Consider the following 8851-nt stretch of genomic DNA (forward strand, 5'->3'; position numbering starts at 1 on the left):
TTCCACTACCCCTTAGTTGTCATGCTTGCGTCTGCGGCGTTTGGGCGGAATCGGACACTTATCGAACGGCCACTCCCCACGATTTGCTAGGCAAATCCGCAAGCAGTCATCACAGGGAATTGGCTCTGTCTTTCGGGAAACACATTGCTCATAGAGAATATAACATATCTCACTATCTGAATCTTTCGGCTCCTTAATTTCGTTAGTTTCCTGCTCTGATTCACTGTTAGACTGCATTAAAATACGTAAAAATTTATGTTCGATTAATAACTTATTATAACTGTAGGCTGACAGAAGTCATACCCCTGACCTACTTCAAATGCCATTCCCCTCGCCCCTTCTAACAGTTTCAGATAAACTTGACATATTTGACGTCACCGTCGATTGCACAATGCCATCCAACCAACAATTTAGACATTGCATCGCTTTTGTTTATTATCGAGTTGCTTGAGAAATAGTTTTGCCCAAAGCCATCAAAGTACGCTTAAAATCCTCCGCACGTTGACGGAAGTCATCGCCCTTACCTAGCTCAAATGCCATTCCCCTCGCTCCTTCTAAAAGTTTTAAGTAAACTTGACTGTTGGGATCTTGGGTACGAATCACCAAGTAGAGTTGCTGGACTCCTACATCACGAATTGCTTGCACTACAGAGTTGATACTCTTTGTTTCCAAATCAGGGATGTGTGGCGGCGCATCTGTTACTAAAACGATCACTTTGCTGCCTTGTTGTGTAAAAGGTTGACGCAATGCTAGTAAAATAGCATCAAGGCTGCTCTCTGGTTCATCGCCACCGCCACCTGCTCGTAACTTGGCTACTTCATTACGGAAGGCAACTGGATCGCTTGTGAAAGGTTCACCGTTAAATGTCAGGACTCGGTGTTCTTCTTGAATGAGGCGATCGCGAAACTCCACTAACCCTACCCGCACTCGCACCCCATCTGACTCTATTGTGTCAGCAAAATCCATAATCGCATCTTTAATGGCTTCAATTTCTCCTCCCATACTCCCCGTACAGTCTAAGACAAACATGATGTCAGCACTGCGTTTCCCTTGAAATTGTTGCAAGCGACTCTTGAGGGAATTGGATAAACCGTAAGCAATGCGTTCGCTTTCAGATAGCGGCTTGGTTATTGGTACAAATGGTGCAGATGGTGCAGCAGTTCCACCTTTAGGAGTAGAAAGGGGTTCTAGCGCCGTACCACACTCGGTACAAAACTTGTTAGCATCAAGGTTAGATGCGCCACAGTGAGTACAAATTTTCATCGTGTGTTCATACCCTAGTCATTATCAGTATAATTCGCTTTTATTCTTGATGTAGAAATACAAACCTTAAGAAAACATCACCAACTTTGATGCGATCGCTATGTTGAATAGGTGTAGGTGCTTCTCCAGGTGAAAGAGCAATTCCCCTCACCAAAGTTCCGTTTTTGCTACCCACATCTCGTACAAAATATTGATTTCCCACACGGCTAAACTCCAGATGACGGCGACTAATACTGTCATTTCCACCAGCGATATCAGTTCTTCCAATCGTCAACGAGCCACCATCAAGAATATTAATTAAAGTTCTTGCTCCTTTGTTGCTACCTGACTCTACAATTAATAATGAATAACGTAGATGTAAATCCCCAGGCGTCGGCACTACATCAGGCACATAACCCAATTCTGTCATCACTTCATTTATAGAGGAAAATCGCTGATTTGGGTCGAGCTTTACCATCCGTGCTAATACTGAAGCACTATTGCTGTAAAAGTTACAACAAAAATCTCTTACATCAATTCCTTCCTCTGGTGGTGGGGTTTGGTTGAGATAGTTTACAAAGTCTTCCAGTTGTCGCCAACGTTTGCGTACCCAAAAGTGTTGCCCAATTGCCAATTCGTAAAAAATATGACCTAGAGCATAGATATCTGTCCGTGAATCAGCAACTTTCGCCCCATATATAAGTAACTCCGGTGCTATGTAGGGGAGAGTTCCCATCAGTTCATTGCCTTTTGTTAACTTATACTCTTTAAATTTAGATATACCGAAGTCAATAATTTTTACTTGTCCGTTATCCCCAACCAAGATGTTAGCAGGTTTGAGGTCACGGTGGATCACATTGCAACAGTGAGCATCGCCCACACCAACTAAAGTTTGGCGGAAAATATCTCGCTTTTGCTCTGGTGTCAGGAATGCTAAAATTTTGTTAAGGGATTTACCAGCAAAAAACTCAAATAATAGCAAATAAGTACTGGGATTCCATTGCCGCAGTCCGATGGCAGGTACAATATATTCTGAAGGAATAGAGACGCTGGCTTCTAAACGTACTCGTTCAGCCATTTGGCTACCTGGTTCAATATTTTGGATTACCTTGAGAACATAAATTTTATTTGTGGTAGTGTCGGTTACTTTCCACACCGAACCAAAACCACCCACTCCCAACAACTCAAGTAGTTTCACCTCTGAAACAGGTGGAATTTCTACAGGTATCCTTCCACCCACCATTATTTCCAAAGTACGTTCTGTCATTTATTAGTTTTTTTAGAGACACAACAAAGCTAAGTGTGGTGTTACGTCTGTACATTCGTCAATTGAACCACTATCTACTAACAACTAACCACTAACAACTAACCACTAACAACTAACCACTAACAACTAACCACTTTCCATAAAATTAACGTTTGGTTGTCTGTTTCCCCTGCAGTTTGCGCTGCTTGAATTAAACTTTCTGCCTTGAGTGCTAAACTGGTGCGATCGCCTCCCAGAATTGACTGAATCTCTTCTAAAAGTAGAGAACCACTGATACCATCAGTACATAAAAGCAGTAAATCTCCTGGTGTTAAAGATACCTGCTGTACGGCGAGATTTGGGGGGAATTGCGGACAACCTACATAAAATTCCAAACGGTTGCGTCCCTCATGTGAACGTGCCATTTCTTGTGTAATCATACCCGCCCGTAAGAGAACATCTGCTACTGTGTGCTCTTGCGTAACTTTAGTGAGTTTCCCACTACTTGCTTGATAGTGGAATAAAGGACTATCTCCTAAATTGACGGATACAGCAACGTTACCCACAATTGCTGTGACTAATACTGTTGAACCAGCTTTGCCCCATTTATTAGCCTCTACCATTTTACGCACGTAGGCGTTTGCCTGTTCTACTGCTTTAAGTAAGACTTGTGAAAAATTATCTAATGTAATTTGCTTATCTTCCGGACAACCGCGATTGAGTGATAATTCAATAGTGAGTTGCTCAAATAGAGACAAACTCAGCTTGCGTAAAGTTTGTTCGCTAACGTATTCTCCGTATGCGTGACCACCCATGCCATCAGCAACTGCCATGATTGTAACAGGCTTCTGTCCCAGTACAGGGGTGAGAGCAAAGATTTGAAAGCTATCCTCATTCTTGTCACGGTGGTTAGTTTGACTGTATACAACATAGTTTGGTTGATTGAGTTTAATATCACTGGCTTCATGTACCATAAAATGCTCAACTTCTTATAAAAAAATGAACCGCAAAGACACGAAGTACACGAAGAAAGAGGAGAAGAAGATCGGTAATCTTATGGCGGAAAGGGAGTAAAAGAAAAATCGATGGTTAGATCTTGCTTAAGGGCTAGAGTATCACGAAATTGCAGCAAGCCTTTTTTTCTGGACAATAATCAGCAAAGCCATACATAAAGAAAGCCTTATCTCCGTAGCGAAAAATAATGATACTTCGGTATCCTCCTGATTTTCCCTTCTTGCTCATGTCTGAGGCTGAGGATAAGGGCCATGTTTTTCTTTTACAAGAGTAGTAAAAGCGTCGGAGGAAAGCGATTGCATTCCCAATGGATGTAAAGAAATAAAAATGTTTCTTAGAAGAGGGTTAAACACTTTTAGTAAAACTTCACGAGTAAAAACTTCTCTACTTCTGTATTTGCAACACAACTACTTTTTTAAGTGACTTTTTGGATAGTTGTTTGCTTCTGTGCAGAAACTACTTCACATTATTGAGATTTACAAACTTGTTGTAATATCATTTCAGCTACAATACCTGCTTTGATAGGTTCCCACTCTGAAATTTCTTTGAAGACTCTGGTAGATTGATCGTTATAAAGACTCATTGCCTGCTTATATCTATACTTCTTATCTTGACAGGAAAATTCATAATTAATAATCGCTCCAACACTTCCATCCTCTTCTTTGGAGAGCACGTTAAAAACCTTTACTTCAACAATATTGCCTTTACGTTTGATTGAATCTCTATCAAGAAAGATTCTATCATTGTCATTACTAGTTCCGAAAAAGAACCAATCCTCTGCTTGTGCAGAGGATGCAACAAAGTTGACAGTAGCAGATGCTAATAGAAAATAAATAAAAAGCTTTATAAATTTCATAATCTTAAGGTTTTTATCCTTGAATAATGACTCAAACTACTCAATCAAGATCGGTATCCCATGCGTAACAAGTTAAGATAACAATGCTAAAGTCAATAAGCGATTAGGCTGTGTATTTACTCATATTTTATGTATAAAATTCACTAGATAATAAAACTTTAATGGTATTCTGGAGAGGAAAAGGTAAAGATTATATAAAATTTTTTACTAAAGTGTAAGTTTTTTACAAATTTTCCTTAATAATCGGTATACTCCTCAGTCTTCTCTCATAATCTTTTTCAACAATTAAATAGGAATCCTATATATTAGTACGAGCGTTAATTAATGCAAGTAACTACAGAAATTTACTTATAAAATACGACAAAAAATCTCTGTTTCCTTCTTAATTGCTAATAATTAAGAACGGCTTGGATGTGTTAGATCGCAGTCTTCACGCTTTCTCACCTGTTTTTACTGGATTAACAGTAGAATTTTATTCTATTTTCAGAAATTTAATTGAGTAATTGCCGTTGGTGACAGTTGGGGAGTGCAGAATGGGTTAACAGTTATATGTTAAAAATTAGCCTTAGCTACTGTACATTACGCTGTTGTTAAGTTTACAACTGAATTTATATCAATCTAAACAATTGGAGTGCCGTGTTCGTTCATCTAGAGGAGTTGTTCAAAGCTAACTTGTAGATGAATGGCATGACTTCTCCAAGTAGGGAACACAATGTCAAATTTTGAGATCGTTTTAAGGCTATTACTACAGTTAACAGTCATTTTAGCCACTTGTCGTATTGTTACGATTATTGGGCGGCGCTACCTCGGGCAAACGGATGTTGTCTGCGAAATGATCGCAGGTGTTATGTTGGGACCATCGCTTTTTGGTGCGCTCGCACCCAGCATACAGCAATGGTTGTTTCCCAAAGTTCCCATAATACTCGCCACTGGAGAAAAACTTCCCAACCCATCCATGTCAATTCTTTTTGCTATCAGTCAGATTGGATTGGTTGTCTACATGCTTTTAATTGGTTTGGAATTTAACACCGAGATTATTAAGCAAAGGCTCAAGGGTGCTAGTTTTGTTTCTATAGCAGGGATACTTGTGCCATTTTGCTTGGGAAGTATAGCCGCTTTCTTCCTTGTAAATAGGGGTGATTTATTTAAACAAGGTGTCAGTCCTTGGGCTGCAGCACTATATTTAGGTGCGTCCATGTCAATCACGGCATTCCCCATGTTAGCTCGAATGCTGTACGAACGTGGTATTGCGAAAACTCATTTTGGAACTTTGGCACTCGCTGCTGGTTCTATTGATGATGCCACAGCATGGTGTTTACTAGCTATTGTATTGGCTAGTATTCATACTAACACAAGTATCGCAGCATTTGCAATTGGTGGTGGTATTGCTTATGTGCTCTTGACAACTTTTGTGGCAAGACCTGCACTTACTGTATTTAGTAAAATGGTAAAACGAGATGGTGAATTGACAGTTCAAACTCTGACTTTAGTCTTTACACTCTTGATGTTTTGTGCTTGGATTACCGATGCCGTTGGTATTTATGCCGTCTTTGGTGCATTTATTATCGGGACAGCAATGCCAAGAGGTGAGTTTGCAGAACAACTTCGCGAACGCACGGAATTTTTGACCACTGCTCTTTTACTACCCATATTTTTTGTGTTTTCTGGACTTAACACTCAAATCGGATTGGTTAACACACCGATTCTTTGGGCAATAACAGCTTTGATTGTAGCAATTGCCATTTTTGGTAAAGGCATTGCTTGCATGCTAGCTGCAAAATTAGCAGGAGAAAATTGGCGCGAATCAGCCACTATTGGTGCTTTAATGAATGCACGAGGTTTAATGGAATTAATTATCCTTAACATTGGTTTGGAACAAGGTATAATTACCCCTACTTTATTCACAATTATGGTGATTATGGCAATTGTTACTACACTCATGACATCACCATTAGTTAACTTTTTGTTGCATGGAACAAGTTACGAGCGCTCCCAAATCATATAGCAATTCTGTTGTATCTGTAAACAAATACTGACCCTTAGAAAGCCGATATCTCCCAAATCCCGGCTTTCTTTATGCCTATCATTCAGATATCAGTATATTTCTCTAAAAAAATAAAATTTAAAATCCCCTGGTTTTAACGGTGGCAACTGTGTCTCATGAAGAATTAATATTCAAGACTGTAGCAACTAACCGCAAGATTGCTGAATAAAGTTGACATCTTTCAGTGATATAAAGAATTATCTTAGGGACATCAAGTTGTCGCTAGTCAGGGAGGAAACCATGCACACAGTTGTTCTCGTTTTAGTTGAGGTACTGATTGTTATTGGGCTATCCAGGCTGGTGGGGCTTGCCTTCCGGTGGATTAACCAACCACTTGTTATCGGCGAAATTGTTGCCGGGATTCTTTTGGGTCCATCTTTTTTTGGTTTGGTTGCTCCGGGGTTAGCAGCTACCTTATTCCCACCAGAAACAGTTCCTTTCCTAAACGTACTGTCTCAGGTGGGGCTAATCTTTTTCATGTTTCTCATTGGATTAGAACTGAATCCCAAATACCTCAGTGGTAATTTAGAAGTGGCAATCTTGACATCTCACGTCAGTATTTTAGTGCCATTTTCTCTTGGAACGTTGCTTGCAGTACTTCTCTATCCTTTGGTTTCTAATGGTAGTGTTTCGTTTACTGCTTTTGCGCTATTTTTGGGCGCAGCCATGTCAATTACTGCATTTCCCGTACTAGCTCGAATCATAACTGAGAATAATTTACAGGGAACGCGTTTGGGGACTTTGGCATTAACTTGTGCAGCAGTTGATGATGTTACCGCTTGGTGCGTGTTGGCAGTTGCGATCGCAGTGGCAAATACTGGTAGCTTTAGCAAAGCTATCCCCACAATTATCTATTCTCTCGTCTACATTGGCTTCATGGTGACCTTGGGGCGGTCTTTTCTAGACCGTTTTGCTGTATACTACCGCCGCACCGGACGTCTCAGTCAATTGGTTCTGGCTTTAATCTACATGGGAGTTGTTGCGTCTGCTCTCATTACAGAACTCATTGGCATCCACTTGATATTTGGAGCATTTTTGCTAGGGGCAATCATGCCCAAAAATGCCGAGCTTGTCAAAGAATTAGCGGTCAAAACAGAAGATTTTGTTTTAATTTTCTTGCTACCAGTGTTTTTTGCTTACAGTGGTTTGCGAACGGAAATTGGGTTGCTCAATAGCCCAGAATTGTGGTTGTTAAGTTTGACAGTGCTGGGAGTTGCGATCGCAGGTAAATATATTGGGACTTACGTAGCGGCTCGTGTTTGTGGGATAGAGAATCGGGAAGCTTCAGCACTCGGTTGGTTAATGAACACTCGCGGCTTAACCGAACTGATAGTACTGAACATTGGTCTTAGCCTTGGAGTGATTTCCCCTCTACTGTTTACCATGCTGGTGATTATGGCATTGGTGACAACATTCATGACATCACCACTGCTTGAGATGACATATCCTAAGAAATTAATGATGTTAGACGTACTGGAGCCAGAACCAGAAGAAGCAACGAGCGATGACGATACTGCAATTGAAGACATTTACCCAATCTCTTACCGAATTTTGGTGCCCGTAGCCAATCCAAGCACCCAAAAGGGTTTGGTACAGTTAGCTGTGGCGATCGCAATGAATTCCCAGCAATCGGCTGTTGTTCAGCCCTTGAGTTTGATTCAACTGCAAGAAGACTACGCTTTTGAAAGTACACCTGTAGAAGCAGAAAGGTTAATTGCACAGCGTCGTTATCAAATAGAAGAATTAATTGAACGTTTAGAACCTTCAAGTTACCGTTCCTACGTACATCCCATTGTACGTGTATCAAATAATGTAGCCAGAGAAACAGCACAAATCGCTTTACTCGAGCAAGCCAATCTCATTTTAGTAGGATGGCATCGCCCAGCTTTTAGTAAGAATCGTTTGGGTGGACGAGTCGGTCAAATTCTTGTAACTGCACCAGTTGATGTAGCCGTCTTTGTCGATCGCGGAGAAGAACGCCTCGAACGTTTGTTAGTACCATACTCAGCAAACATTCATGATGATTTAGCATTAGTACTTGCTCTGAGATTGTTGGTCAATAGCGATACGCGCCACTTACAGATTTTACAAGTTGTAGAAAACCAGCAAGTCAAAAACGAATTAAGTAATGAGCTTCGCAATATCATGGAGCAACTGCCTCGTAGCGTCCGCGATCGTGTTGACATCACAGTTGTTGAATCTACAGAGCCAATTCAAGCTGTAGTAGCCGCATCAGAGAGTGTTGACCTAACCATTGCAGGAACAAGCCGTGCTTGGGGTATCGAACGTCAAACTTTGGGAAGATATACAGATGAATTAGCCATTGAGTGCCGCTCATCGCTACTTATCACCCGTCGTTACAATCAAGTCACTTCTCACCTTGCACCAATACTGATACAAGAAGTGACCAGTAATCAGTGACCAATCCCCTAACCCCTACCCCCTAACC

At 40.8% G+C, this 8851-nt stretch carries 8 protein-coding genes; 2 read left to right on the forward strand and 6 right to left on the reverse strand.

The annotated features are described in order from the left end of the window. Positions 1-12 precede the first annotated feature (12 nt). From F7734_RS41775 to F7734_RS41800, 6 genes are all read right to left on the reverse strand, one after another. A complete protein-coding gene (locus F7734_RS41775; RefSeq protein WP_155750285.1) occupies positions 13-237 on the reverse strand; it encodes a hypothetical protein in 225 nt (74 codons plus the stop codon). A gap of 198 nt (positions 238-435) precedes the next feature. Continuing rightward, a complete protein-coding gene (locus F7734_RS41780; RefSeq protein WP_155750286.1) occupies positions 436-1263 on the reverse strand; it encodes a VWA domain-containing protein in 828 nt (275 codons plus the stop codon). A gap of 40 nt (positions 1264-1303) precedes the next feature. Continuing rightward, a complete protein-coding gene (locus tag F7734_RS41785) occupies positions 1304-2509 on the reverse strand; it encodes an FHA domain-containing serine/threonine-protein kinase (protein ID WP_155750287.1) in 1206 nt (401 codons plus the stop codon). Between the two features lie 119 nt (positions 2510-2628). Continuing rightward, positions 2629-3462, reverse strand: a complete 834-nt coding sequence (locus F7734_RS41790) for a protein phosphatase 2C domain-containing protein (protein ID WP_155750288.1) — start codon at positions 3460-3462, stop codon at positions 2629-2631. Between the two features lie 133 nt (positions 3463-3595). Next, the gene (locus F7734_RS41795) at positions 3596-3730 is read right to left on the reverse strand and encodes a type II toxin-antitoxin system RelE/ParE family toxin (protein ID WP_155750289.1); all 135 of its coding nucleotides are present in this window, start codon (positions 3728-3730) and stop codon (positions 3596-3598) included. A 238-nt stretch (positions 3731-3968) separates the two neighbouring features. Next, a complete protein-coding gene (locus tag F7734_RS41800) occupies positions 3969-4358 on the reverse strand; it encodes a surface-adhesin E family protein (RefSeq protein ID WP_155750290.1) in 390 nt (129 codons plus the stop codon). Positions 4359-5070: 712 nt separating this feature from the next. Here F7734_RS41800 and F7734_RS41805 point away from each other — a divergent pair. Both F7734_RS41805 and F7734_RS41810 read left to right on the forward strand, forming a co-directional pair. Beyond that, complete coding sequence (locus F7734_RS41805; RefSeq protein ID WP_155750291.1) at positions 5071-6363, forward strand: cation:proton antiporter; 1293 nt, start codon at positions 5071-5073, stop codon at positions 6361-6363. A 279-nt stretch (positions 6364-6642) separates the two neighbouring features. Next, entirely contained in the window at positions 6643-8823 is a 2181-nt protein-coding gene (locus F7734_RS41810) for a cation:proton antiporter (protein WP_155750292.1), read from the forward strand. Positions 8824-8851 lie beyond the last annotated feature (28 nt).

The organism is Scytonema sp. UIC 10036, from assembly GCF_009725235.1.